28 protein-coding genes and 2 pseudogenes are annotated in these 25,007 nt (G+C 34.6%); 6 read left to right on the top strand and 24 right to left on the bottom strand.

Annotation, left to right across the window (positions count from 1 at the left end):
• Nucleotides 1-23: 23 nt before the first annotated feature.
• The 5 genes from M5A78_RS15595 to M5A78_RS15575 form a co-directional block, all read right to left on the bottom strand.
• Nucleotides 24-1,007, bottom strand: a complete 984-nt coding sequence (locus M5A78_RS15595) for an MBL fold metallo-hydrolase (protein ID WP_248736196.1) — start codon at nt 1,005-1,007, stop codon at nt 24-26.
• Nucleotides 1,008-1,244: 237 nt separating this feature from the next.
• The gene (locus M5A78_RS15590) at nt 1,245-1,553 is read right to left on the bottom strand and encodes a DUF3784 domain-containing protein (protein WP_248736195.1); all 309 of its coding nucleotides are present in this window, start codon (nt 1,551-1,553) and stop codon (nt 1,245-1,247) included.
• A 242-nt stretch (nt 1,554-1,795) separates the two neighbouring features.
• A complete protein-coding gene (locus M5A78_RS15585; RefSeq protein ID WP_248736194.1) occupies nt 1,796-2,278 on the bottom strand; it encodes an NUDIX hydrolase in 483 nt (160 codons plus the stop codon).
• A 145-nt stretch (nt 2,279-2,423) separates the two neighbouring features.
• Nucleotides 2,424-3,041: an SMI1/KNR4 family protein gene (locus M5A78_RS15580; RefSeq protein ID WP_248736193.1), complete on the bottom strand. Its 618-nt coding sequence runs from the start codon at nt 3,039-3,041 to the stop codon at nt 2,424-2,426.
• Between the two features lie 942 nt (nt 3,042-3,983).
• Nucleotides 3,984-4,562, bottom strand: coding sequence for a TetR/AcrR family transcriptional regulator (locus tag M5A78_RS15575; protein ID WP_248736192.1), 579 nt, complete (start codon nt 4,560-4,562; stop codon nt 3,984-3,986).
• Between the two features lie 212 nt (nt 4,563-4,774).
• Here M5A78_RS15575 and M5A78_RS15570 point away from each other — a divergent pair, with 212 nt between their 5' ends.
• On the top strand, nt 4,775-5,980 hold the full coding sequence (locus M5A78_RS15570; protein ID WP_248736232.1) for an MFS transporter: 1,206 nt from the start codon (nt 4,775-4,777) through the stop codon (nt 5,978-5,980).
• Between the two features lie 390 nt (nt 5,981-6,370).
• Here the strand turns inward: M5A78_RS15570 and M5A78_RS15565 are convergent, their stop codons facing one another.
• Together M5A78_RS15565 and M5A78_RS15560 are read right to left on the bottom strand one after the other, a co-directional pair.
• Nucleotides 6,371-6,724, bottom strand: coding sequence for a hypothetical protein (locus M5A78_RS15565; protein WP_248736191.1), 354 nt, complete (start codon nt 6,722-6,724; stop codon nt 6,371-6,373).
• A gap of 445 nt (nt 6,725-7,169) precedes the next feature.
• Entirely contained in the window at nt 7,170-7,595 is a 426-nt protein-coding gene (locus M5A78_RS15560) for a hypothetical protein (protein WP_248736190.1), read from the bottom strand.
• 157 nt (nt 7,596-7,752) lie between these two features.
• Between M5A78_RS15560 and M5A78_RS15555 the strand changes: the two genes are divergently transcribed.
• Together M5A78_RS15555 and M5A78_RS15550 are read left to right on the top strand one after the other, a co-directional pair.
• Nucleotides 7,753-8,175: a hypothetical protein gene (locus M5A78_RS15555; RefSeq protein WP_248736189.1), complete on the top strand. Its 423-nt coding sequence runs from the start codon at nt 7,753-7,755 to the stop codon at nt 8,173-8,175.
• A 128-nt stretch (nt 8,176-8,303) separates the two neighbouring features.
• Nucleotides 8,304-8,699 carry a DUF3888 domain-containing protein gene (locus M5A78_RS15550; RefSeq protein WP_248736188.1) on the top strand — a complete coding sequence of 132 codons (396 nt, stop codon included), beginning with the start codon at nt 8,304-8,306 and terminating at the stop codon, nt 8,697-8,699.
• 161 nt (nt 8,700-8,860) lie between these two features.
• On the opposite strand, the gene M5A78_RS15545 is transcribed toward M5A78_RS15550, so the two are convergent.
• The 6 genes from M5A78_RS15545 to M5A78_RS15520 all read right to left on the bottom strand — a co-directional run bounded on the left by M5A78_RS15545 (nt 8,861) and on the right by M5A78_RS15520 (nt 13,570).
• Nucleotides 8,861-9,067, bottom strand: coding sequence for a YjzC family protein (locus M5A78_RS15545; RefSeq protein WP_248736187.1), 207 nt, complete (start codon nt 9,065-9,067; stop codon nt 8,861-8,863).
• A gap of 167 nt (nt 9,068-9,234) precedes the next feature.
• Nucleotides 9,235-9,882, bottom strand: a complete 648-nt coding sequence (locus M5A78_RS15540) for a pentapeptide repeat-containing protein (protein WP_248736186.1) — start codon at nt 9,880-9,882, stop codon at nt 9,235-9,237.
• 45 nt (nt 9,883-9,927) lie between these two features.
• Nucleotides 9,928-10,386 (bottom strand): MarR family transcriptional regulator, encoded by a 459-nt coding sequence (locus M5A78_RS15535; protein WP_248736185.1) that lies wholly within the window; start codon nt 10,384-10,386, stop codon nt 9,928-9,930.
• Nucleotides 10,387-10,672: 286 nt separating this feature from the next.
• Nucleotides 10,673-11,212, bottom strand: a complete 540-nt coding sequence (locus M5A78_RS15530; RefSeq protein WP_248736184.1) for an AAA family ATPase — start codon at nt 11,210-11,212, stop codon at nt 10,673-10,675.
• Between the two features lie 615 nt (nt 11,213-11,827).
• On the bottom strand, nt 11,828-12,826 hold the full coding sequence (locus tag M5A78_RS15525; RefSeq protein WP_248736183.1) for a D-cysteate sulfo-lyase: 999 nt from the start codon (nt 12,824-12,826) through the stop codon (nt 11,828-11,830).
• A 291-nt stretch (nt 12,827-13,117) separates the two neighbouring features.
• A complete protein-coding gene (locus tag M5A78_RS15520; RefSeq protein WP_248736182.1) occupies nt 13,118-13,570 on the bottom strand; it encodes an AraC family transcriptional regulator in 453 nt (150 codons plus the stop codon).
• A 386-nt stretch (nt 13,571-13,956) separates the two neighbouring features.
• Here M5A78_RS15520 and M5A78_RS15515 point away from each other — a divergent pair, with 386 nt between their 5' ends.
• On the top strand, nt 13,957-14,421 hold the full coding sequence (locus M5A78_RS15515; RefSeq protein WP_248736181.1) for a hypothetical protein: 465 nt from the start codon (nt 13,957-13,959) through the stop codon (nt 14,419-14,421).
• Between the two features lie 135 nt (nt 14,422-14,556).
• Here the strand turns inward: M5A78_RS15515 and M5A78_RS15510 are convergent, their stop codons facing one another.
• The 4 genes from M5A78_RS15510 to M5A78_RS15495 all read right to left on the bottom strand — a co-directional run bounded on the left by M5A78_RS15510 (nt 14,557) and on the right by M5A78_RS15495 (nt 17,197).
• Nucleotides 14,557-15,057 carry a GNAT family N-acetyltransferase gene (locus M5A78_RS15510; protein ID WP_248736231.1) on the bottom strand — a complete coding sequence of 167 codons (501 nt, stop codon included), beginning with the start codon at nt 15,055-15,057 and terminating at the stop codon, nt 14,557-14,559.
• Nucleotides 15,058-15,292: 235 nt separating this feature from the next.
• Nucleotides 15,293-15,685 carry a hypothetical protein gene (locus M5A78_RS15505; protein WP_248736180.1) on the bottom strand — a complete coding sequence of 131 codons (393 nt, stop codon included), beginning with the start codon at nt 15,683-15,685 and terminating at the stop codon, nt 15,293-15,295.
• A gap of 201 nt (nt 15,686-15,886) precedes the next feature.
• Nucleotides 15,887-16,279, bottom strand: a complete 393-nt coding sequence (locus M5A78_RS15500) for a hypothetical protein (RefSeq protein ID WP_248736179.1) — start codon at nt 16,277-16,279, stop codon at nt 15,887-15,889.
• A gap of 105 nt (nt 16,280-16,384) precedes the next feature.
• Nucleotides 16,385-17,197 carry a metallophosphoesterase gene (locus M5A78_RS15495; RefSeq protein ID WP_406603712.1) on the bottom strand — a complete coding sequence of 271 codons (813 nt, stop codon included), beginning with the start codon at nt 17,195-17,197 and terminating at the stop codon, nt 16,385-16,387.
• Between the two features lie 700 nt (nt 17,198-17,897).
• Here M5A78_RS15495 and M5A78_RS15490 point away from each other — a divergent pair.
• On the top strand, nt 17,898-18,731 hold the full coding sequence (locus M5A78_RS15490) for a nuclease-related domain-containing protein (RefSeq protein ID WP_248736177.1): 834 nt from the start codon (nt 17,898-17,900) through the stop codon (nt 18,729-18,731).
• Nucleotides 18,732-18,863: 132 nt separating this feature from the next.
• Here the strand turns inward: M5A78_RS15490 and M5A78_RS15485 are convergent, their stop codons facing one another.
• The 5 genes from M5A78_RS15485 to M5A78_RS15470 all read right to left on the bottom strand — a co-directional run bounded on the left by M5A78_RS15485 (nt 18,864) and on the right by M5A78_RS15470 (nt 21,948).
• Nucleotides 18,864-19,247, bottom strand: a complete 384-nt coding sequence (locus M5A78_RS15485) for a hypothetical protein (RefSeq protein ID WP_248736176.1) — start codon at nt 19,245-19,247, stop codon at nt 18,864-18,866.
• Between the two features lie 159 nt (nt 19,248-19,406).
• Entirely contained in the window at nt 19,407-19,931 is a 525-nt protein-coding gene (locus M5A78_RS15480; protein WP_248736175.1) for a CbrC family protein, read from the bottom strand.
• Nucleotides 19,932-20,096: 165 nt separating this feature from the next.
• Nucleotides 20,097-20,291, bottom strand: coding sequence for a DUF6980 family protein (locus M5A78_RS24980; RefSeq protein WP_406603707.1), 195 nt, complete (start codon nt 20,289-20,291; stop codon nt 20,097-20,099).
• Between the two features lie 684 nt (nt 20,292-20,975).
• Nucleotides 20,976-21,644 (bottom strand): DUF3885 domain-containing protein, encoded by a 669-nt coding sequence (locus M5A78_RS15475; RefSeq protein WP_248736230.1) that lies wholly within the window; start codon nt 21,642-21,644, stop codon nt 20,976-20,978.
• 142 nt (nt 21,645-21,786) lie between these two features.
• A complete protein-coding gene (locus tag M5A78_RS15470) occupies nt 21,787-21,948 on the bottom strand; it encodes a hypothetical protein (RefSeq protein ID WP_248736174.1) in 162 nt (53 codons plus the stop codon).
• 255 nt (nt 21,949-22,203) lie between these two features.
• Here M5A78_RS15470 and M5A78_RS15465 point away from each other — a divergent pair.
• A pseudogene (locus M5A78_RS15465) lies at nt 22,204-23,453 on the top strand (IS110 family transposase).
• Nucleotides 23,454-23,970: 517 nt separating this feature from the next.
• On the opposite strand, the gene M5A78_RS15460 reads toward M5A78_RS15465, so the two are convergent.
• Both M5A78_RS15460 and M5A78_RS15455 read right to left on the bottom strand, forming a co-directional pair.
• The gene (locus M5A78_RS15460; RefSeq protein WP_248736173.1) at nt 23,971-24,606 is read right to left on the bottom strand and encodes an NAD(P)/FAD-dependent oxidoreductase; all 636 of its coding nucleotides are present in this window, start codon (nt 24,604-24,606) and stop codon (nt 23,971-23,973) included.
• A 101-nt stretch (nt 24,607-24,707) separates the two neighbouring features.
• Nucleotides 24,708-24,932, bottom strand: a pseudogene (locus tag M5A78_RS15455) (glutaredoxin family protein); the annotation flags it as partial.
• Nucleotides 24,933-25,007: the final 75 nt, after the last annotated feature.

Below are 25,007 nucleotides of genomic sequence, written 5' to 3'. Positions count from 1 at the left end.
CCCCCTGAAGGTTTTATACTGTATTATGTGAGAAGATCTTGAGGTTTCCAATCTTTCGGCTTTATGTTCTTATTCATCCATTTCTTTTGTGGTGCTTGGTATGGGGTGGCGGCGATTAAATGATTATTGTACCAGCTTGCTGCTCCGGAACGAATCATTTCATCGAGGAGGATTTGAATAAATTCATCTGGCTGAAGCTGGAAAGAGTAGCGTGCAAAATCTTGAAACCAACCACACTTTAGTAGGTAGTTATCGATTTCTTCTTTTGCTAATCCGTTTTTAATGATTAATGTGAATGAAAAAATCCTTTTGCAGGCATGCCATGAAACTTTTTCTGGCATCCTGAGCCACTTTTCAAACCGTTCCCTTGCTGCATCAATGGCAGCCAGAGGATTCTCCATTCGAGGTCCATGTCCTGAATATGCCTGCCCGATCCGGAGCATGGACAACCGCTTCAAACTTTCTATAGATCGTTGGATAGATGTAACACCCTCTCGAAAGATATTTAACCATCCGATATCATTTTTATGAAAGAGATCCCCGCAAATTAATATCTCTTCTTCAGGTTCATATAAAGAAATATGCCCTAACGTATGCCCCGGTGTGTACAAGACTTTCAAGGTTCTACTTCCTGTATTAATCTCATCGTTATCTGAGAGCTTTGTATCGACTCGATAAGGTTCTACAGGCTGATCTAACCATTCTGCACTACAGGCTTCAGGGTCACAAGAATTAATTAAATCGGCTTCCCATTTATGAGCAGCAATCGTAACACCATAATTTTTTTGAAGATGAAAATTTCCTCCTACATGGTCACTATGATAGTGCGTGTTCACAATAAGGTGTAATTCTTCTGGTGAAACGCCTACTTCTTTAATTAATTGCTCTGTATCTTTCGCATCACTCCCAAAACCAGTATCAATAAGGATCGGGAGCTGATCCTTAATAAGGATCATGTTTGCACTTGGGAATTTTCTTTCAAAGAAAATAATACTGGACTTTTTCATAAGCTATTCCTCCTTTTTTGCCACAAAAATTGAATAGTAGAAAGTATTCGTGAGGTAATTAGAAATTCCTTTTTTTCACTAAACTGTTCGGTTAGAGCGCTCAAAAAAAAAGGATCGCCGTAGCAATCCCCGTTCTTCAACTCTTGCAACCCGTTACTTTAAGTGAAATTCTTCACATTTACTTCGATGATTAACAGATTTTTAGAAACTACAGCCCTTAAAAACTCAGGATCCATACTATTTTTTAAATCTATTCCCCGTACTAGTGTAAATAATGATAAATACTATTATGCATAAAAATAAAACGAGACCAACGTAGAACAACCACTTGATTTTAAATGCATCACTAAGTACCCAAAATGCCATACTGAATGCTATTGAAAACATCGCTTTACCCATAAACTTACACAATGAAACTGTATCATATTTTTCTTTTTCTTTTTTATTCATTGTGTTATAGCCCGCAATCAAGAATGAGCCTTTCCCATTTGAAAAGATAATTCCTAGAACAATAAATAATCCAATGAAAATAATAGGTCCGTTCATATTTACTCCTCCCTCAAGAAATAAGTAATAGAATGAACACGCTGCGATGTGGCATCGCTACTTCAAAAGAGCTGGTACCTATATCAAACTTTCTTCAATTACTATTTTAGCATATTCCAATTTGATCCAATTTACAAAAAACCAAAATTATTTTGAATTATTTATTTTTGCTAACCTGACCGTTAACACAATAAGAAAAAAGCCACCATAATGGAAGCTGGATCTTAGACTCTTGCACCAGTTTAAGAATTATCTACGAATGAATTATGTAAGTTCCACAACTTATCTCCTAAGCTTTCTATTAGTGCTTTTGCTCTTTTTTCGATGTTATCTGGAAGATTATCTTTACTGAAATACTCAAGATTTATACTCTCCCCATCATTCATTTCTAATTTTCCACTTACGTCTATCGCACGATATAGGTTTATTACACTATATGTTTCATCCCCATTTGGATAACGGAAATAATATCGTGGACCTGAGAAAACACCTATTAACTCAAACCGATCCGCTACAAGTCCAGTTTCTTCTTTTAATTCACGAGAAGCAACTTCATCTAGAGTTTCACTAAGTTCCATTGAGCCACCAGGTAAACCCCAATCTAATGTATCTGATCGATGTTGAAAAAGAATTTCCCTTTTCTCATTTACCACAAGTATCGTTGCCCCGACACTTATAATTGGTCTACTACCAATAAACTTTCGTATTTCAGAGATATATCCCACTTTTCCCCCTCCTAATTATCCCCTAATGTATATATATTTCTCCTTTAATAATTAAAATACCTTGTTTAACTAACCTGACCGTTAGCGTAAAAATAAAAAGCGATTGCTGCATTTTACAATCACTTCTTTTTATCTAAGAAAACTATTAACTCCACCAATTATCAGGAATTTCTTCATTCATAATTGACTCAGAAATTTTCAATTCGTCGTTCAAGAAATCTGAAAAGGTATCCCAACTAAAAAGTATTTCGCCGTCCTTTTTAATAGCATGAATTTTATTTTTACCTTCAACAAAATATCCGATATTTTCGTCATCACTATATTGTCTTCCGCCAAACTGAAAGAATTCTTGAGTATTTTTGTAATTAATTTTCCAATATATATTAGCTGTAGATAAATCAAGTGGTTCAGGGTCTGTACGATTTAATATACTCTCATTTTGCATAGAGGGCGATATACCAAAAAGGTCTAGTCCATAGAAACTACATCCATTGATAATACTTAAAAAATCTTTGTAGAATTTAGGAATAACAAGTCCATATTTCTTCTGGTAGTTGCTTATCCAACTTTTTTTTGCTGAAGCAAATAGACGGATTGCAAAACTATAAACACCATTCCAGGGTTCGTGAGCTATCTGAATGGTATTGTTCAAGTCAATGCAAGAAGAATATTTTAGATACTTTATAGAATGCTCTTTTAATGAATAAAGGTAATCAGGAAGTCCATCTAATTGTTCTATAATTTCTGCTTTAATGGGGTTCATATTAATGCTCCTCTTGAGGCGTTTTTTCATCTATCTTTTATTGTAATTCGTTACATAATGAGATTTTTAAGCTAAGCTGCCCCTTAAGTGCAATAAGAAAAGCTGCCAAAATGACAGCTTTATCTGCAACTTTTGCACCCGTTAGCCATCCATGCAGCACAAAATCAGTGCTGCACCACAGAGAATGAAAATGGTTAGGAAGTGTCAATACTGATACTGACCTTAATCCAGTCACCCCTAATCCATAGGCATATTAATTAACGCTCTCCTTTTTTTTTACGATTGAGCAGGGTCTTCTTTAGTATTGTCATTTTTCTATTCTTGGAGAAACTTATTTTCATGGTAGCTTCATAAGGATATTTAATCTCTTTGCATTTTTGATTCATTTAGCAATTTGCATATATACCCTACAATGTATTCTCTTTGAGTTTTTTCTTCTATATCATCGTTTTCAACCGTTCTTCAATTGCCTTTTTAATGATGTTTCATACTGGAGTATTTTCAAATTGCTTATATGGATGAGACATCGTATGTTACCTCCACAACTCTTGCACTAGCTGGAAAGAAGTAACGCCATTTTATCGCTCCTGTAACTACAACTGGGCTATTTTCCTTTATAGTCTCAAATCCTATTGTGAAGATGGCGATGGTATCCCCTATCATAAACGTAAGTTTTAATAATTTATACTGCTCATTCCACTAATGGGGAACGAAAGCTTAATAAACCGCCTTTTCACCAAGGCGGTTTTCTTATGGTCAAATATCAACATTAGAATTTAACATAGCCTTTTTATGAACACCGTGACTTTATTTAAAAGCGACAGGAGAGCGCATCGCGGACGGCCGGAACACTGCATCGAAATCTACCTTAGCGATCTGCTTCCTTGAATTCGCCTCGTCAGTAAAGCAAAGGAACACTCCTCGTAAGATTAGGGTATCTATTCAATCCGAATTAATTCCTGTAAATGAATATTTCACTAAATTTTCAACATAAACATCATCCAAATTTTCACCTATCACTAGCAATCTATAGAAAATTGGCCCGTAAATGAGGTCAATGCTTAAATCGAGATCGAGATTTTCCCTCAATTCCCCACGCTGAACCCCCCGTTCCATAAGATGCTTAGCCTCAAGCCGGCGAGGATGGAAGTATCTGGTCCGGTATGCCTCCGCCAGCCCTGAATCAAATTGCCCTTCACCAATCAGCTCCTTAATGATTTTACCCTCTCGACTGGTCAAAAACCGAGCTAAACTAGTGGCATGGATTAGTATGTCATTAAATACTAAACCCGTGTCTGGCACCGGCAGTCTTGCCGCAGCAGCAGATAGAAAGCCGTCCATAACAACGGCTGCTTTGTTGGTCCACCATTTATAAATGGTGGCTTTACTAACCCCGGCCCGCTCAGCAATTTTCTCTACAGTTACCGATCCAAAGCCATTTTCCAGCAACAATTCATATGAAGCAGAAAGGATAGACTTTTGCGTTTCAACATTACGTGGACGTCCTCTTTTGGCATTCACACGAATCCTCCCCTTTACAATAAAAACTATACGGTCATTATACTAAATATTCAACGAAAATAAAAAAATAAACTATTTACAAAACTGTACGTTCAGTATATCATTTAAATATGAATTACTAAACTATACGTTCATTATTTAATTTGTGATGGCAGTACTGAATATTGCTAGCCCTGCTACACACAAAAAAAATGAAAATGGGGAGGATTACAATGCAAACGAATCAATTTATCGAGGGTAAACGCATTTCAAGCTGGATTATGTTTCTGTTAGCGTCTGCATGCGGTCTTATTGTTGCCAATCTTTATTATGCACAAACCCTGGTAGGACCTATCAGTGTCTCTACAGGGCTTTCTTCCGCAGCAGCAGGATTAATTGTCACCTTAACACAAATCGGTTATGTTGCAGGGCTGCTGTTTATCGTACCGCTTAGTGACATTATTGAAAATCGGCGCCTCGTGGCAGTATCACTAATTGTTGTGGTATGTGCATTGCTTGGGGCAACATTCGCCCCCAATGCGCTATTTTTCCTGACTGCGTCCCTGTTTATTGGACTGGGATCTGTGGTAGCCCAAATACTGGTTCCCTATGCCGCCCATTTAGCGTCTGAAGAGCAGCGCGGCCACGTGGTCGGAAACGTGATGAGTGGACTCTTACTCGGAATTATGTTTGCCAGACCGGTGGCAAGCTTTATAACCAGTATTTGGGGGTGGCAAACAGTATTTGCATTGTCGGCGATTGTTATCGCTCTATTGACGGTTCTGTTGTCACGTATTCTCCCTGAGCGTAGACCTTCACCTACGATAAACTACGTTAAATTAATTGTCTCTTTAGGCGCCCTCTTAAAACAAACGCCTATATTGCGCCGCCGTGCCATTTATCAAGCTTGTTTATTTGGAGCCTTTAGCCTGTTTTGGACTGTGGTTCCTTTACGATTGGCGGATGATTTCGGAATGTCCCAGCAAGGCATCGCATTGTTTGCGTTGGCAGGTGTGGGAGGCGCGATAGCAGCACCGATAGCTGGAAGACTTGCGGATAAAGGCTGGACCGGATTTTTGACCGGACTGGCAATGGTTATTGCCACCTTGTCTTTTTTGCTGGCATATCTTTTTCAAGGCAATTCAACAACGGCTCTCGCACTGCTCATTCTTGTCGCTATTATGCTGGATGCGGCCGTATCGGGAAATCTTGTGCTTGGACAGCGTGCGATTTATTCATTGGGGAGTGAAGCAAGAGGCCGACTGAACGGGCTTTTTATGTCTATATTCTTCATTGGCGGAGCAATTGGCTCTTCTTTGGGCGGTTGGTCTTATGCCCATGGCGGCTGGAGTTTCACATCTCTAATTGGAGTTGTTATGCCGCTTTTAGCCTTACTTTACTTTCTTACTGAAAAAAGAACCATCTGCAAAGGACGTTGAAACCCTTGCAGATGGTTCAGGACAGTGAAATTCCCCAAAAGCGGGAGAGCAAATTGCAAGCAGCGATGAGGTTAGGGGTTCGATCCCCCTTGGCGCTGTAAACAAAACACCGACTATAGCAGGTCGGTGTTTTTCGTATTGATACATTAATTTTTACTTCTCCTTAAATACACTTTTATTAAATATAGTAAATATCAAGTCGTATTTCTTGTTCAACTAAACTCCCTTTAGTTGAAGTACATTTCTTCACAACCCACCTCAATTCTAACATAAATATCCAGTTTTGTTTGAGAGCCTTACTCCATTAAATGGCCCGTTTGTTGAATAAAAGCTAATGACGATTGTTCAACTAAACTGCCACGTTAGCACAATAAGCAGCAGGACATCCTGTTAGTTTATTGGATTAGTCACCTCAAGGCATCTTCCGTTATACGCATTTATCCTAACGGTTGGTTCTTCTCCATTTTTAGTTTTCAGTGTTACACTCAACTCACGTTGATTAGTGAATTTATTAAAAAAACCACTCTTTTTATCAATAGACAATTTCTCCAGTGTAATGTCATAATAAATAATATCAACGGCTTTTATTCCCAATCTTTCTGGAGGAAAGGCCAAACACAACAATGCATTATCTGTGGCTTCCCCAGTTGTCAATATTGGCTTTTGGTATTCATATGCAATAAAAATGATAAGTAAAACTAAAGTTTCGAAAACAAATTTCTTCAAGTTTATAGCCTTTAACATGTTTCAATCACCCTATCTAATATCGTATAAAAATATATTTTGACAACTCCCTACAAAATTCCTGCCTTATTGCACTATCCCGCTACTTGAATAAGAAAAAGGCCTTACTCCTGTTAAAGTAAAGTACCATTTCCTTTAAGATGATTGTTTGTTTTGTTCTTTCTTGCCTTTGACAATAAAACCAGCAAAAAAAACATCCAAATCCTATTATTTTCATAATTATATGACCTAAATTTCCTATATCATCAATGGTTAATAAAAATAAAAAAGCTCCGAGCAAAATAAATAGAATAGCAAGAAACCATCTCAAATTATTCAATCCTCCCCCTATGTATGAACCAAACGTTCTAATTGTATAATCCTGCCACGTTACTTGAATAAGAAAAAAACGATCCTTCTTTATTGAAGCATCGCACCCCGTTTGTTGTATAAGGAAAAACTTTTCTCATTTTACCCTGTCCGCAATTTTTTCATTTTCTTTCAAATTCTCTCTCTTATAATAATATACTGTTTGAACTTTATATTCGAAGCCATTAGCTGAAATATAGAATTTGTTGTTATAGTAAGTATCTTCAAGGCAAAAGGTAAAACCTTCATTATATCCGTGAGAAAACTCTTGAAGCTTTTTTGTTTCATCATTTTTAGCCAACCGAATCTTATTGATTTTAAATACTGAACCAGGCAATAAAATAAAGGAAACATTGGTAAAAATAATTTCTAAATTATGATAATAACTAAAATCAAAGCTACCTGCCAATATAAGTTTTTCACTATTGTCGTATTTAATAATATAAAAATCTTCCATATTCATTGTATCTATATCGTTTTGGAAACTTTCTAATTTTTGTTTTATATTATTATAAAACGTCATACCTTTGATCACCTCCCCAGTAACCGCTATCCCTTTTTAACAATAGCTACCCGTTTGTTTAAGTACAATTATTCACAAACTCAAAATTAACATTTATAAAATAAGCATTTTAATACCACCTTAATTATTGGGGGAAAATACCTTTGAGGTGGTTAAAGTGATTAAAAAGATATTAATAAGTATTTGTATTTGTATTTTTAAATTAATTACAACCAGTGCTATGGCTCAAACTAATCAACAAATACAAATTATCGATATAAGTAAAGGTAAAGTCATAAAAAATGTTCAAAAAAACTCTGATATACAACAAGAAGTAGAGAAATTCCTTGAAGGAATAACAGGGGTTTACGTGAAATTGAATCCTTATCCTAATAATGGGTTTGTAATAAAAATCCCTTTAGAACCTAATGTTATGGTTAAAAATCAATGGTTCAATGACTTTGTAGATGAAGTAATGATTATATTTCCTGGTCAAGAACACCCATATTTAATGGTTTTTGACAACGAGAACCAACCATATTTCTTAACATTTCAAGGCGATACAAGTAAATTCTTGGGATTATTGAATTTTAAGCCGTAGACCTCAGAAATAAGGTTTATTGGCGGAACAAGAAAAGCGACTGCTCTTATTGAAGAATCGCACCCGTTAACTTAATAAGAATTTCTTTAATTGTTCATCATAAGAGAAACATTAAGTGGAGGATTTTTATGAAAAAAAGCTTTTTAATATTATTTGCCTGCTTCACTCTTTTCTGTTATTCACCCGTGAAAGCAGAAACGATAACTAAAAATGATGTACAGTTACGTGATGAACTAATCCTGAATTTGTTATTTCCCTTAATTGACAAAGAAATCGAGAAACATTTCGGCAAACCGAAGCAGTATTATTGCCAACAAATTCTCCAAATCAAGAAGCTGGAACAAGGCAGCTACTACTTTGATGTCACCGTACAGGTAACGACATTTGAGGGTGCCCTTAATCCGCCTTATGATTTAATGACTATTAAGTTTAGTAATTTTCATTCCCCAAGTTGGCAGACCATTGATTTCAAAAGCAGAAGGTTAAAACCAAACGAAATATCTAAGTGCAGGCATCCTTTGTAAAAAGGGTGCTTTTTCTTCGGTAATATTCTTCAACTCCCCTTTATTTGAAGAAAAACCAGCTACAATCAAGGAAAGGTAGCCTATTTATTAAGGAATGATGAAAAAAATAAAAGGCATCCAAGTTGATGGATGCTTAAACTACCAATCGCAATTTTATATCACTATTGTACGAGTTTCCAAAAGTGCTGTCTATTTCTTACTTCACTTGAACCTTTATGTTCGATTTTTATGGAATAAGGACTTAGCATTGGTAAAATCTCTCCCTGATTCACATAAATTTGCTGAGCTCTTTTAACCTTGCCGCCTCCCTGACCTACTTCAACATACTTACCTGATACAGGTGCAGTTTCGCCTGGTTTCAAAATCATTTACACAACCCCTTTATTAAAAATAATCATACTAATCCATCATATTAGGTATTAGGAAATGTTATTACTCATATTGTTAAACTAAACTGCCACGTTAGCACAGGAAGAAAGCCGCCAAAAATGGCAGCTGGATCTTAAACTCTTGCATGCGTTAGTTGAGTAAAGATTTATTGTTTAATTTTTAACCCTAACAACGTTGCAAATCCAATTGCTTGTTCAGGGGAAACTTCACATCCAGCTAAACTCTCAAAAGCCACATTAAGTCTGTCAAATGTACATGTGCTAATATCTATACCTTTTAGTGAAGTTTGAGTAAAATCAACATCATTAATATCACTTTGATAAAATTCCACCTTGCTAAGTTTACAATCGTAATAGTTAGCACTCTGTAACGATGAACTATCATATATCACTTGTTTTAAACGAGCCTCTGTAAAATTACTTAAATTTGCAATACAATTTTCAAAAGAAACGTTTCCCAAATTTCCTTCTGAAAAATCAACGCCCAATAATTTACAGTCTTTAAAAGTGACTCTATGTATTATACCTTCACTTAAGCTGGCATTGGACAGATCACAGTTTTCAAAAATCACATCAGTCATATCAATCTTCTTAAAAGAAACATTTATGAATGTTACATTTTTAAAAATAACTTTGGATAAAACTACCCTATCAATTTCCTCGTTATCAATTATTGCGTTTGTAATCATACAGTTCGATAAATATGGTTCTTCTTCATAAAAGATATCTTGAAAATTTGCTTTTTCTAAACTTCTTGGAATATTTGGATGTTCAATTTTGAATCCTTTTGTCATTTTATCACCTTCTACATATTCAATGCATATATATTGAGTCATGCTCTAGTCATCTACATTGAAACAATCATCTAATCCTAATGCTTTTTGAAATATGACGTTCAATTGTTTTACTTCCTCTGGAGATAAATTTCCCCATAGAGTTTTAATAAAGTTTTTTCCCGTCTGATCCATCAAATTTAAGAAATTTATCCCCTTTTTAGTTATTTGAAATAAAACTAGGCGTCGATCTGATTCTGAGTAAATACGTTCTATATATCCTGCATCCACTAGTTTTTTTGATAAGTTTGTAATAGCTGGCATTGTAATTTTAAAGAATTGAGCTAACTCAGAACTACTTTTGGTACCTCCTTTTCTAAGTAGCTCAAGAATTAAGTATTGGGAATAAGACATCCTAGTTTCTTTGGCTTCTGGTGGCATAGTATAAGCCATAGTAAATTTCCGATGCAAAAGAAGGGATAATTCTTCAAGCTTTTTAAAATTTATATCTCCATCATAATTCATCGTTCATTCATCACTCCTACCATTAACTTAAAACGTATTAATATTTAATCACTTTTAATAGTTAAGACCTTTTAACTATTTGATAATAATATGCTTTATCCATAATGTCAAATCAATAAATTAAATGCGCTATGGTTTTATATAGTAAAAGTATTCATTTAATATAATTCCTTATTTAACTAAACTGCCCGTTACTTGAATAAGAAAAAGAGCCTTACCCCTTATTAAAGCAAAGCCCCCGTTTGTTGAACAAGGAAATTATTATAATCATAAATTTACTAAACATTTATATAATGCGTGCTTCAGATTTTACACGTTTAATAATCTCTGATATCGTTTCTTCAGGAGTCATATCCGAGGAATCTACCCAAAGTCCTATTCTAGGATTTTCATTTATTAATACTTTATAAAGAGGTTCAACCTCCCAAGTTGTATAGCCTGACTTATTCCGCTTTTTCTCTCTTTCAATAATTGCTTCAACATTTGGATTTAGTGTAATAAAGTAAACTGGCTTTGATTCAAATGCTTCAAGAAAAGAAGCCACCTCTTTTCCCAAATAAGTATCTTGCACAACAACAGAGAACCCTGCTTTGTAATACATTTCCGCCACTTTTGCCGTCATTTTATATCGGAGTACCAATTGCTCTACCGCACTTTGAGAATAACCAGGGGTCATATCAATATTCCCTTTTACTATCATTTTTCGAAAAATATCTCCACGCACGTGAACACCCTTCTCAAATTGTTCTGATAACATTTGTGCAATTGTGGATTTTCCAGAAGCCATTATCCCAGTTACAATATAAATACCCTTTTCAAGAGTCATAATTTATTACCTCCTATAACCTTCTTCAACTCTCCTGCCCGTTAGCTCAATAAGTTCTAGAAAAAAAGTGTTAATTCTTCTTGGATCAACGCCTCCGTTAGTTGAGTAAGATGTGTTAAATAGAATCGATAAAAGTACCATCCTTTATATAACCATAGACCTTTATTGTATTACTTAGTACCTCGCCTGGAACGTGTATCCCTTTAAGAATTATTACACTTTATTTTTTATTTCTCTACTTTCAACTTTAATTTCCAGCCATTCAATTATTTCCGTCCAATTTGAAATGATAAAACCAGTATGCATCCCAATAACTAATATAATTAGTCCCCATATCCTTTGTTCGCCAACGAGTGACAATAAAGTCATTTAATTTTTCTTTTATAAATACTGATAACACCGTCCGAATAATTCGAACGGTGTTCAAAATAGTTGTTTAATTCTTAAAGGCCTGTGCACATTTTATTTATAGTCAGTAACAATAAAGTCGTTTAAAAACCAGACTATGTGTAACGAACGCTTGCATCAGAACCCTTTCTCCCCTACATAAGAGAGGGTATTACCTTGCCCATTTTTCTTTTTGTTTTTACGAGTCACACAATTACTATATTATAACTATGCTTCATTAAAGAGCGAAGTATTGGCGTATAACGATGAGGCTCCGCCAGAGTGCACGAATAGGATGTTATCGTCCGGCTTAAAGGTGACTTTTTGGATTAAATCAATGAGTCCCGCTGCTGCTTTACCTGTATATACTGGATCCAGCAAAATCCCTTCTGTTCTTGCCATGAGCTTGACAGCTTCCACCATTTCAGGCGTAGGTAAAGCGTAGCCTGGTCCGACATACTCATCAAAACACCTAACAGCCTCACGTGGGATTGAATTTGGAATGCCAATGTGTGCAGATGTTTCTTTAACAAGCTGAAAAACTTTCTCTTCTTGTTCTGCTTTTCCTCTGCTTACGTTTATTCCGATTACCGGTATTTTGCTTTGATTTCCATAAAAGCCTGTAACCAATCCTGCATGCATTCCCCCGCTGCCGCTTACACAAACGACCGCATTTATATTGACTCCTTGATCAAAGGACTGTGCCAAAATCTCTTGAGCGCATGCAGCATATCCCGTTGCGCCAATGACATTTGATCCCCCGACCGGAATGATATAAGGTTTATTTCCCTCATCCGTTACTTCTTTAGCTACTTTCTGCATTTCCTTCATCAAGTCCGTCCCATTAGGCACGATCTTGACTTTTTCAGCACCCAGTAAATGATACAGAAAATAGTTACCATTAAAATCCGGCTCAGAATTTGTTAGACCTTCTTCTAATACAAGAATACACTTCATTTTCTCTTTAACGGCAGCCGCCAGTGTTAAGCGGCAATGATTTGATTGAATGCCTCCACATGTAATTAACGTATCCGCTCCTTTGTCTAATGCATCTGCAACAAGGAACTCTAGTTTTCTTGTTTTATTTCCACCAGCCGTCAGCCCAAGTAAATCATCTCGTTTAATATAAATGGAAGGGCCCCCAAGAACTTCAGAAAAATGATGTAATTTCTCAATGGGAGTATATGTTGGTGTATATCGCTGTCTAGGGAATTGTGCTAAATTCATATTACTTCTCCTCCTGTATTCTCTGTTTAAGACTGGCCTAATAAGAAAAGAGAATATCACTCTGACGTTCTCTTTTCAATAATTATGATTAAATCATAGCAAACGCTTCGATTTCAATCAAAGCATCTTTAGGTAAACGAGCGAAGCTAAGGAAGAACCGTTGTTGTTAAGCTAACAAGGCAGACTAATTGAAAGAAGAACAAGAAGTTATCGTTATTGATAAGCCACTGGTTCTTCTTTTTCTATGTTTAATTTTCTGGTGATGGACATTGTAAATACGTACTAATCAAACTATAACGGTTTTACAGGTACACATATTTCGCAATAATCGTTGTTAATCATATCACTCGTGTATCTTTCTAAAATCGGTTTGTTGTCAATTTGATATCCACTGTTGTGTATAGCTGAAAAAATTTCAGCCCAAGCTTTTTGAATATCTTCCGCTGTATGTTTGACTTTGCAAATAACATATTTTCCACCAGAAAATTCACTTTCGCAAATTGAATTATCAATTTGATAATCCTTTGAAATCACAATACAAGCATCATATCTACAGTTATCAGGAAGTGTTGTTTCAGGGTTATCTTGTGGAATTCCAAGTATTATTGCCGATTTAACAAGATTTTTCTCCTTAGCCCATTTCTTTAACTTTTCCATTGCTTGAATGTTAGCAGGACCATATGGACCAACTTGCCGCACATATGCAATGCGATATTTTGGAAGAGTTTCGACTTTAATATTCATAGGTTCTTTTTCCTTTCTCCATTAATATTTACTACATTTCGAATGCTATTATGATATAAAAATATAATCAATTATTTTTTTAAAATTGATAATTTTCTTTTTCAATAAACGAGAGCTTTTCTTGAAAAGGACCTATTAATTGCTCAAATCTCTAAGTCGATAAAAATTTTTAAAAAATCTTTTCTTTTTCATTAAAAGTAGGGATTTTTCTTGTGTTAATTTATCCAGTTTTATTCACATATTGGCTTAAAAAATTATTTATATGCAATAAATCACCACCAACTAAAATTTCAAAAGAAATTAAGGTTTCCTAAAAGGAATTTTTCTAATTTCAGCGAATTATAATAGTGTAAAATTACTCTTTTAGGGAAGGGATGGTGATTTCTATGAAGTATGTAAAATTTGTTTTTACCTTATTTCTTGCATTGACAATAGGCGCTTCCGTTTATTTCAATTTAGGGATTGCTTTTAATGGTGGGCAAGAGTATTTTGAACTTTATTATGAAACATTGATTGAAGAGTTTAAAACAGGAGATTTTGGAAGTAGAGGATTTATCTATGTTTACTCAATGGTGCTTGTATTAATATTGGGTCTTATTTTAGAGCCTCTTTTCTACAGGAGATCCAAAAAAATATGGGGTTCATTTATAATCCCAGGTTGTTTAAATTTCATCGTTCTATTATCAGCCTTTTTTTGGTATGGGGCAACTGTGGATGGACTCGGTTTATTAGTTATTTTGGGGTTGAGTTCATTTGTTTATGCAATTATTTCTCTTATCCAGTTGGGATTCTTGCTTGTTTTGCATTTGCCTAACATGATAAGAAAAACTGGAAATAGTGAAAAAATGTAGGAGTATTAAAAAAATCAAAAAGTAGAGCAACTTCATATTCGAAACGCTCTGCTTTTTTGTGTGTTTTTTATATGCTATTCTAACTTTTGCACCTCAAAAGAGAACCTGTTAATTTCAATTGGGTACAGCCCTTTTTCAACTTAAATTCATTTCATAATAAGGCTCTTCCTGATTTGTATCATCAAACCATTTCATACCTTTATACTCAAACCCGATTTTTTCTAAAATTTTCAGTGAACCCACATTTTTCGGATCAGCTGATGCGTAAATATTCATTATTATCGGATGTTTTTTTGCAAAATCAACACATGCTCCTGCTGCCTCTGTTGCGTAGCCTTTCCCCCATGCGGATTTAGCAAAATGATAAATCAATTCAACTGTCTCCTGTGTTGTTCTTACATTAAATCCTGCTGCGCCAACGACCCTTCCCGACTCCTTTTCTATAACCGCATAAACCGAGAGACCTTTTGTCCCGTGGCAAGATGCATATGCTTCCAGCGCTTTATCTAGATGCTCGTGAGGAATCGCGCCGAAGCAATGTTCCATAACTTCCTCATTTCCCCAAAATGCCTTTGCATTCTCCACATCGGTTTTTTCAAAAACTCTCAACAGCAGCCGTTCCGTTTCAGCAATCACATTCAAATTGAATCCCCCTTTTCCTCTACTCTATTCTCCATTTTAAATTCTTTAACCTTTGGGTGAATTGGTTCTTCCATTAACCTGACCTTTAACTCGATAAGAAAAACCTGCCGCCGCAGCCCTTTTGTTAAACTCTAGCATCCGTTAGTTGTAGAAATAAATAGATTTATTTTCCTTAAACATTATGATTTTAGTAGCCGCTATAAAGGCAGGAAAGAATACTTTTTGAATTTCATTTCTCCTTTTTTACTAAATAACCTAATAAAAAATACAAGGTGCTTATACATAAAATCAGAAATTCATTAGTAGTACCCAAGGCTCTTCTTGAAATAAAAAAGGTGAATAGAAGTGCGACACCAATTAACACACAAAACCCAATATATACATATCTCCATCCTTTAAATTTGATTCCATAAGAACCGGCTCCTGTTATTATACCCAATAAGCCTATGCTCAATAAAATTATTAAAGTAAGCCGATCACTGTCTGTTGTATTCATTTCGGAACCAAGAGCTTTCCCTAAAGATGTACCTAATAAATATAGAAGTCCGTACCCAAAGGTAGCTATTATCATTATTGCCCCTAAAATCATTCCAGTTGTTTTAGATTTCCTGTATTTTTCCATTATTTCGCCTTCCTTAGTATTAATGTCAATGCCTCCAAAATTACAATTTCCTCAAAGGCTCTAAGGCTGAGCTGTATATTTCTATCACTAAATGTATATCATAATTTTCATAAAAAACACTTGTAGAATCTGTCGAAAAATAATTAAATATATTTTATTAACCCTATTTCAACTGACCTGATCTGTTAGAGCTGAATAAGATTACTCTGTTTTTATTGTTTCAGCTATACAAGTTATCTCGTCTCCAGAGTTCAACAGTATTTTAGTTCTTATCTGTTTATCTGAGTGTTTATTAAATTCAATTGAATTAACATAAAAGCCACTTCCCCACGGTTCCACCATTGGAATGTGTAAATCGTATCCCCCTGTAAAGACCAATCCAATTTCCTTTTGTTTTGTATCCTGGGTTCCTGTTTGTACTAAGTGAAATCGTATTTCTTTATTCATATAATTAACCACTATATTTTGAAGTTCATCATCGTGAAAATATAGGTTTTTTAATTCGTCAAAATTAGTTATTGAATAAATTTCCTCTTGGAAAACACCTACTTTATTTATCAATTTCCCATATAAAATAATAGCACATTTTACCATTTCCTAGTTCAACTAAACCGCTTCGTTACTTGAATAAGAAAAAAACGATCCTTCTTTATTGAGGCATCGCAACAGTTTAAGTGTAATCACTCACAAGCTTCATATTTATTTAACATAGTTTAATGTCACTAAAACAATTTCTGGACGATTAAAAATCCTTAAAGGAATAATACTATTTCCAAGTCCTCTATTTACAATCATTGTAGTGTTCAATGAATTGTATTTACCAGAAGTATACTTTGGAAATAATCCTTGGTCTGGAGCAATTAAACCACCAATGAAAGGAATTCTAAATTGTCCGCCGTGTGCGTGACCTGAAAAAACAACATCAAATTCATATTCACTATAAAGAGAAAACATTTCAGGTCTATGTGATAATAGAATTTGAAAATTATCTTCTTCTTCGAGTCCTTCTAATGAATTAATGATGTTTTCTTCCGTTGTGGCTTTTTCTGCATAAGATTCTTTTACATTTGCTGGGTCATCAATTCCTATAATTTGAATTTTGTCAGTTCCATTGGTAATTTCCTCTGCTGAGTTTCTCATCACTTGTACACCGATGTTTTTTAATTTATCCTCTAATGAATTGAATTTCCCAGACCACCATTCATGATTTCCTGTCACGTAATAAACTGGAGCAACTTGAACCAATTTTCCCATCAAAATTAAACTAGGTTTCTCATCATATTTTTCTGAATCTATTAAATCACCTGTAAATACAATCAAATCTGGTTTTTCCTTTTTCACTCTTTTAACTAAGTTACTTTGGTTATTCCTAAAAGACTTACTGTGCAAGTCAGATAATTGTACAATTTTATATCCATTAAAATTTTGTGGGAGCTTGTCTGATCGAATGCTATATTCACTTGTTACAATTGAATTGTTTTGAAAATAAAAAAAATAAATTAATAAAGTCATACCGATTAAAAAGTATAGCCATCTCTTTTTTGTTCTTCTCTTCAACCTATACCTCCTCTATTTTTACTAATCAAATATATTTTTGTTAAACTATCCTGCCAGTTACTTCAATAAGAAAAGCCGCCGAAAATGGCAGCTGATCTTTAACTCTTGCACCCGATAGATGGATAAGATTTTCACATGTTCTTTAATAGTGTTTCATTAAATATTTTAGTTATCTCCGCATAACCAACAATATGGGATGCTTCTTGTATAGATATCCTTTTTCCAACCCATAAACATTCTGGGTACGCCTCTGGAGTGATAAATGTGATTGTCCCTAAAACTGTCTCACCTAACTCGACCTTTTCTCTATCATAGTATTGATGTATCCCAGTGGTTAAATAATCATTGTTCACTAATGTGCTGGACGATAACCAGAAAAAACAGGAGTCGTTCTTCCACCTTCTTCAGTGGTATGAAATGTTATTTTTGCTTCTATATCAGCCATACAAAATCCCCCGATTTTTTACTACTATTGTAGCACTTCTTATTTAACTAAACTCCCTTTAGTTTAATAAGAAAAAGCCGGATAGTTTAGCTGCTAATTTTCAACTCGGGGCCATTACTAATTATACTAATTCAAAGTTAAAAACACGTTATAGTCAAACTCCCATACGAAAGATACAATTATTATATACATATGTAAAAGGAGAAAATCATGTTATCTTTCTTAAGTATTTTTTCGAAGAAAAAGGACATAGCCAAAAATCATGAAGTTAAACCCGCCTCACCGATTCCCAAAAAGACAAATGATCAAATTGCCACAAGAAAAGGAGAATTAGGAGAGTATAAAATTAATATTCAATTGGCCCAATTACCTAAAGACTTTCTATATTTAAGCGATATAATGATCAAAAACCAAAAATCACAGTCAGGATACTCTCAAATAGATCATCTGATCATTACTCCATATGGTATTTTCGTTATTGAAACTAAGAATTATCAAGGAACCATATATGGTTCAAAAGAACATAAGTCATGGTTGATTAATGGGAAATTTAAAATGATGAACCCATTTGTTCAAAATTACGGACATATTCAAGCATTAAAATCTTTAATTGATGTAAAATACCATAGTTTATTTATCTCAATGGTATCTTTCACAAAGCGTTGCACTTTTAAATTGGATTTAGATTACCGCAAAATTGACTCAAATGAACTTATTGTATATGACTTAGAGTTGACAGATTTTATTCACAGGAAAATTTCTCGAATAAAAATGGCGCACCAAGACCCTTTATTAAGTGATAAAGAAATTATATTCCTTCATAATTGCTTTAAAAATTTGAACGTAACTAATCCAAAAATTAGAGAGCAACATATTCATTTATTAAAAAGTAATCCTTCAGATAGTAAAAGTAAAAAATCCACTTGTGTGATTTGTAATACATCTGTGTCTGAAAAAGTGAAAATGTATTGTTTATCAAACACAAAATTTAAAGGTAAAATATATTGTTTTGACCACCAAAAATCAATTGAGAAATCTAATTAAAGCATTTTATTAGAAAATACCCGCTCTTAAAATGTGCGGGTATTTTAATCGTTTTTTAATATCTTATTAGTTTTGAAATCTTAAAATTAGGCCCTAATTAAACTCTTGCACCCGTTAGCTTAAGAAGAAACACTAAAGATTAATATCATAAAGAGTAATTATGTCTGTTTCAACTCTTACATACGTACCAGTTGTATATTCTTCGCCAATTAATTCAAAAGCAACAATACTATCTCCAATTCTAAGCACAGCAAACCCTTCATCAACGGACTCCAGTTTCCCAGATAAATAAATCCGATTTTGATAACTTTTAATCTGGCTTATTTTTTCATTAATGGGTATAACCTGTGTCCCCCATTCACAAATACCAGGAATATCAATTTCTATATAATATTCACCATTCAAATTTGGTTCAGTGCCAACCCATTTGCCTTCCGCTGTACCGTATTGAGAGTAAAAACCCACTATAAATCCGTCTGCTACTTGCTTTACACATTTCAGTATTTTTACTTTCACTTTTTATCCCCTATAATTGGTTTATTTTAAAGAGTTCTACAAATTATCTACACAATCCTTCTTGAACCTGCCCGTTACTTGAATAAGAATGCCGCCTAAATGGCAGCTTGATCTTCAACTATTGCATGCGTTTAGTTGTATTAACTACTTTTATAAAGATTATGACGCATCCACATGAAGACGATGTTTTTTACAGCAATTACATTGAAATAAATAACCTTGAAAATCTCCATCATTTACTAAAAAATTTTTAAAATCTTCATTTGTAAGATTATAATCGTCACAAATTCTTTTAATATCACTCTCTAATTCATTTTCTAAATGCTTTATTTCTTCCCATCCAACATAACCAATAATAGAACAGAAATCTCCACAATGACTTAACCAATACCCTTGTTGCCAACTAGTATAGCCTGGAGTTCTATAGATTAATTCATCTAAATATTCTTCTTTATCAACTTCATCACATGAATATGAATCTTGAAAATCACCTTCATATTTTTGTGCTGCCGAACCATCTGCAATACACCAAGGACAGATTCCTTCAACTTCCTCCAATGAATAAAATGGTCCATCATAAACAAAATCACGTTCTTTTTTACAAACTGGACATATTGTTTCTTCTTCAATTATTACTCCTAATTTAATTGGGTCAAGATTGTATTTAAAGGTTGGTAAATTCATTCTATTTCCGCCTATTCTATGTATTTTTATTACCTTTTATATAAATTTAGCATAAGTTCTTCTTCAACTATACTGCCAGTTAGTGGAACAGGAAAAGCTGCCAAATTGACAGCTCCGATTCTTTAACTATTGCACCAGTTAGTGAAAGAAGAATGTATCCAAAATTTATAGCTTCGTACCACACCACGGACAAAAATCTATTCTGATACTTGAAGTACCGCCATCATGAATTATTAATCCATAGTCCTTAACCTTTTCATCGAATATGATGAGTTTGTCGGGACATTCAAAAGGCTTTTCATGGATATCGCACTTGAAATTTGCATGATAAGCCATATCCTCACAACAATGTATTTTCATAATTGTATTTCTCCTTTTTTAATTAAAGCACCCTATAGTTTAAGTACAATTTTTTACAAATATCTATATAATAAAAACTCCCTTCTAATTATGAACGATTTTACTTTTAGGTCCTAGAATGAGAAATCTCAAATGAAACCACCATTAATCGCATAATTTTTTACACTTAAATTCACAGAATTATTTCACTAAAAGCGACGAGGAATTTTCCAAGCCGTTTAGCATTGTTATATAATCCAATTTCTTTTATTTCTTTGTATCAATATTTGAAAGTTTATTTTTTATTTCGTTAAGTAAATATAAGCCTCTCAACAAAAATCCGACGACAATAATGAAGGCTAATAATGCCGCAAATAACGGATGTACCCACAATAGAATATAACCAAAAACCATTGTTAAAACTATGAATAAAAAGATATACACTAAATCCCCCCTTATGTAGAAATTTAATTCTATAAACTTCACCTTATTTCCGAAATTTTTCAATAAAAACTTATTTCGTTAGGTCAATAGTTCTACAAAAAGTGCGTTAATCCTTCTTCAAGTAACCTGCTCGTTAGCACAAGAAGAAGCTACCAAAGATGGCAGCCTGATCTTAAATTCTTACACCTGCTAGTGAAACAAGAAGTGTATAAAAATTTCTTAGAACAAAGGGTGTGAGAAGTGGGTTACAAAATTACATCCTTATTTAAAACGTTGATCAATCTCTTCTCGTGAGTATTCATCAATCAAATCGCCGTATTTTATATATAAAGGATATATTGTTTCTTTATTAGTTGCGATGACTTCACATCCTCTATCATCATAAATGAAAAAAATCACATTTTTGGTAAGATTAATGAAAAACACATCTGGATAGTCTGAACCGCACCCACTACCACCTAGCTTAGGTTTCAAAGGAAAGTCCTCATTGCACGCTGCCTTAATGAGTAATGAGTATTTAAAGTCTTGTTTGTGGCACTTTAGTGAAAATCGAGAGGTATAATAATCATCAGCATCTTCATCATCAAATACATATGGCAAGGATTCTTGCCTTAAATGAAATTTTAGATCTTTATTTTTTATATAGCGATCATAAACCTTTATTCGCTTTTTCCTAACTTCATCAGACTTGTGCCGATAAACATTGGTCACAAGAAAAATTTCATCCGAATTTGAAAAAAGTTCTTTAAAAATAGACAATGCCTGATTATATACACGTTCAAACATTTCAAGGTTAAGGCTTCCATCATCTTTGAATTGATACATACCAGATCCTAATTCAAAGTGAATCCCTATATCCCATTGATGATAAAGACTAGGTGCCAACACAAGCCCTGGAAAAGTATTGTTTAAATATTGACCTACTTCTATCGTGATTCACTCCTTTCCTTCTACTGTTTGTTTAATTGTATCATTATTACATTGACCTACCCTTTAGCTGATCAACAAAAAAAGAGCTGCCGCCGCAACTCAACTTCAACTCAAGCACCCGTTACTTGAATAAGAACATTATCTATTTCTGATTTTCCCCTAATATTTTTAGTTCTTTTTTTATTTCTTTTAGTTCAGACCTTAAAAGCTTAACTTGCTTAGAATTATCAATGCCAAAACTAACGGCATATACAATAATAAGAAATAGACCAACTAAACCTACTAAGCCGTAAATTATCCCCATAACCCTCTCACTCCTAAAATAAATTCACTATTTTAACATTACCATAATTCGGTAAGTGGTTGATTTTTATTTTTTTCTTTTTAAATAAACCTGACTCTTAGTTTAACAAGAAAAAGGCGTGGCCCTCTTAAAGCATCGCACCCCGATAGCATTCCTGTAGATCGTTAATTATCAGCTTTGAAAAAAAGAGAGCCCCTCAGTAAGATAAGAGTATGGATACCACTCTAACTCATCATCAAAGGAGGAAGCTCTACTATGAAGTTTAAAATGCAACACAAACAAAATCAACTAATTGAAAGAATTACTAACCAACATCTTGTTGTAGGGATTGATATTGCCCAACAAATACATGTATCCCGAGCAGTAAACTACCGTGGGATTATCATTGGAGAACCTCTTTCCTTCAATTATTTCAATGGATTAATAAACTCCTCCAATCTAAAAACTTAAACAAAGTAATAGTTGGTATGGAACCTACAGGACACTATTGGTTAAATTTAGCCCAGTGGTTATCCGAACATCATATAGAAGTCGTTTTAGTTAATCCTCATTTAGTCAAAAAAAATAAGGAAAACCGAGACAATACCCAATCTAAAAGTGATAAAAAAGATGCCCTCGTCATCGCTGATATGGTCAAGAATGGCTACTATGCTTTTACACGTTCCAATTCGGAAACATTCGAAAAACTACGAGTGCTTATGTCCAACCGTGACGTGGTTGTAAAACGTTTGGTCACAGCCAAAAATCAACTCCACCGTTGGGTGGAAATCGTTTTTCCAGAACTAAGGCAAGTGTTTAAAGACATAATGAGCAAAGGTGCCATTGCCACCCTTCGCGCTTTCCCAACACCAGGAGAATTAAAGACATTACAGCCACAAGAAATAGTGGATAGATGGAAATTATTAATGAAACGACACGCTGGTTTTCCTAAAGCTCGTTTGCTTATTGAACTTGCGAAAAGTTCGGTCGGGACTCAGCGGGCCATCGATGCTCATAAGCTTCATTTAAACCAATTACTCGAAGAATACGATCTTGCCACTGCCCAGCTTGAAACAATTGAAAAAGAAGCTACAGACGTACTGAAGCAAATACCTTGTGTCAAGAAGATGCTTGCCATTAAAGGGATTAGTCCTATTACACTGGCAGGTATTTTGGGAGAGGCGGGAGATTTAAGTGGGTTTACCCACGGAAATTCCCTGTTACGGCATGCAGGATTACATCTAGCTGAGGCAAGTTCAGGTAAGTGGAAAGGACAGATTAAATTATCCAAACGTGGTCGTTCTCGACTTCGGCGTTTTCTGTTTATGGCGACGATAGCCTTAGTGATGAATAACCCTGAGTTCAAAGCCCTCCACTCCGCCAATGTTAAGGTGAAAAAAATGAAGAGAATTAAGTCGATCATGAAGCTGTGTGGAAAACTAGCTCGAATCTTAGTAGGAATGGCTCGAAATGGACTAGACTACACACCTGAAAAAGTATTATCTATCACACAAATAGCAGCTTAAGATTTAGTCGTTTATTTACATTTTTAGAAGTTAGTTATTTACGAGAATTGGCTTATTCGTAGGATTTCAAAGAAAGCACGGAGTACCGGATGTGTTCCACAAAAGGGCACCGACCCGTTCCGTTAGCAAAACCGGCCTCCACCCCTTGGATAGGCATGACGAAGGAATGAAAGGGCTGAGACCCGTTGAGACATGGGAGGGAAAGCCTCCAAGGACAGTGTGGAGAATGCGTGCATAATCATGGAAGTATATGGGATTTTAGACTAATCCTCTATTTCCACATGCCCTCATTTAACCAAAACTGTCATGACTCTTTTAATTCATCCGATATGCCGATACAAAGTGGTATGAAATCCTGCGAATAAGCGAGCATTCGTAAGAAAAAGCTATTAAACTGAGGGAGTTGAACAAGAAAAAAGCCTTACTCCTTATTGAAGTAAAGCACCCGTTTGTTTAAGTAAAATATTTCACAAACTTCTTGTAAATGGAAAAAGACTGTTCCAACTAAGAAACTCCCTTATTCCATTTCAACTATATTACTTATCAATTGTTCTTTACCTATCCGTTTTAAAAATTTGTAAAATGTCTCCCGCTTTTTACCCATTTCTGAATACATAGCAATGATCTTTTCAACAGCATCGTATAATTCTTCTGGAGTTAGATTCTCCATTAGCAAGGAACCAACCTCAGCGTCTTTCCCTTTTGCTTTTCCTCCAACATATAAATTGTAATGATCTTTAATTTTCATAACACCTATGTCACTTAACATTGGTTCACCGCAACCTATAGGACAACCTGTATAAGCAACCTTTAGGGTAAACGGTACGGCTTTTCCTGCTATACGGCGATTTAGCTCTTTTGCCACCGGCATTCCTTCTTCTATTTCCCCTTTGCAAAAATTGCAGGTTCTCAAGCTTTTTACAAAGTTTCCAACCGGATAACATGCTAAGCCAACCTTTTGAAATTCTTCTATGATTTCTTCCTTTTTATCTTCCGAGATTTCTATAATGAGTTGTTGTAATGTTGTTAGTTCAAGTTCCTCATCTTCATTCATATATTTTGAGATTGTAACAAGTTGTTTTGGATTGAGTTTAGCCCCAAACCCTATTCCTCCATTTACGGCGATCTTAATTTTTTTCACACCATTTTCCATATTATTTTCTTCTCCCCCTTTTAATTAATTATTTACTATACACCGGTAAGGTATATATTAGTGAAAATTAGACCTGTCGCTAAATAATGCGACAGGTAATGTCAGGATTCTATGTTTAAAGTCTTCCTTATTTCATCTACATTTTGTTCAAATCCAATCAGGACTTTCGGTTTACTCATCAACCCCAACAACGATTTATTTTTAAATACAAATGTTGGAACAATTCTTGTACCCGTTATTTTGATTAAGTCCTCTTCCTTGGATGGTAGTTTCGTTAAATCATATTCAATATACGCTACGTTATTTTTGGAAAGAAACTCTTTCCCTACCTGACAATCCGTTCAGGTAGGTCTCGTATAAAGCTCTAGTTGAACTTTTGCCATCATTATCACCCCTTCACC

It is taken from the genome of Neobacillus rhizosphaerae, from assembly GCF_937468385.1.
Classification (GTDB): Bacteria; Bacillota; Bacilli; order Bacillales; family Cytobacillaceae; genus Neobacillus; species Neobacillus rhizosphaerae.
The sequence above is the reverse complement of the archived record's forward strand: the minus strand, read 5'-3'. Positions and strand labels throughout refer to the sequence as shown.

Coding starts and splice junctions, on each gene's coding strand:
- M5A78_RS15595 (WP_248736196.1), bottom strand. CDS start 1,007: ATGAAAAAGTCCAGTATTATTTTCTTTGAAAGAAAATTCCCAAGTGCA.
- M5A78_RS15590 (WP_248736195.1), bottom strand. CDS start 1,553: ATGAACGGACCTATTATTTTCATTGGATTATTTATTGTTCTAGGAATT.
- M5A78_RS15580 (WP_248736193.1), bottom strand. CDS start 3,041: ATGAACCCCATTAAAGCAGAAATTATAGAACAATTAGATGGACTTCCT.
- M5A78_RS15570 (WP_248736232.1), top strand. CDS start 4,775: ATGCAAACGAATCAATTTATCGAGGGTAAACGCATTTCAAGCTGGATT.
- M5A78_RS15565 (WP_248736191.1), bottom strand. CDS start 6,724: ATGTTAAAGGCTATAAACTTGAAGAAATTTGTTTTCGAAACTTTAGTT.
- M5A78_RS15560 (WP_248736190.1), bottom strand. CDS start 7,595: ATGACGTTTTATAATAATATAAAACAAAAATTAGAAAGTTTCCAAAAC.
- M5A78_RS15550 (WP_248736188.1), top strand. CDS start 8,304: ATGAAAAAAAGCTTTTTAATATTATTTGCCTGCTTCACTCTTTTCTGT.
- M5A78_RS15545 (WP_248736187.1), bottom strand. CDS start 9,067: ATGATTTTGAAACCAGGCGAAACTGCACCTGTATCAGGTAAGTATGTT.
- M5A78_RS15540 (WP_248736186.1), bottom strand. CDS start 9,882: ATGACAAAAGGATTCAAAATTGAACATCCAAATATTCCAAGAAGTTTA.
- M5A78_RS15535 (WP_248736185.1), bottom strand. CDS start 10,386: ATGAATTATGATGGAGATATAAATTTTAAAAAGCTTGAAGAATTATCC.
- M5A78_RS15530 (WP_248736184.1), bottom strand. CDS start 11,212: ATGACTCTTGAAAAGGGTATTTATATTGTAACTGGGATAATGGCTTCT.
- M5A78_RS15525 (WP_248736183.1), bottom strand. CDS start 12,826: ATGAATTTAGCACAATTCCCTAGACAGCGATATACACCAACATATACT.
- M5A78_RS15520 (WP_248736182.1), bottom strand. CDS start 13,570: ATGAATATTAAAGTCGAAACTCTTCCAAAATATCGCATTGCATATGTG.
- M5A78_RS15515 (WP_248736181.1), top strand. CDS start 13,957: ATGAAGTATGTAAAATTTGTTTTTACCTTATTTCTTGCATTGACAATA.
- M5A78_RS15505 (WP_248736180.1), bottom strand. CDS start 15,685: ATGGAAAAATACAGGAAATCTAAAACAACTGGAATGATTTTAGGGGCA.
- M5A78_RS15500 (WP_248736179.1), bottom strand. CDS start 16,279: ATGGTAAAATGTGCTATTATTTTATATGGGAAATTGATAAATAAAGTA.
- M5A78_RS15495 (WP_406603712.1), bottom strand. CDS start 17,197: ATGACTTTATTAATTTATTTTTTTTATTTTCAAAACAATTCAATTGTA.
- M5A78_RS15490 (WP_248736177.1), top strand. CDS start 17,898: ATGTTATCTTTCTTAAGTATTTTTTCGAAGAAAAAGGACATAGCCAAA.
- M5A78_RS15480 (WP_248736175.1), bottom strand. CDS start 19,931: ATGAATTTACCAACCTTTAAATACAATCTTGACCCAATTAAATTAGGA.
- M5A78_RS24980 (WP_406603707.1), bottom strand. CDS start 20,291: ATGAAAATACATTGTTGTGAGGATATGGCTTATCATGCAAATTTCAAG.
- M5A78_RS15470 (WP_248736174.1), bottom strand. CDS start 21,948: ATGGGGATAATTTACGGCTTAGTAGGTTTAGTTGGTCTATTTCTTATT.
- M5A78_RS15460 (WP_248736173.1), bottom strand. CDS start 24,606: ATGGAAAATGGTGTGAAAAAAATTAAGATCGCCGTAAATGGAGGAATA.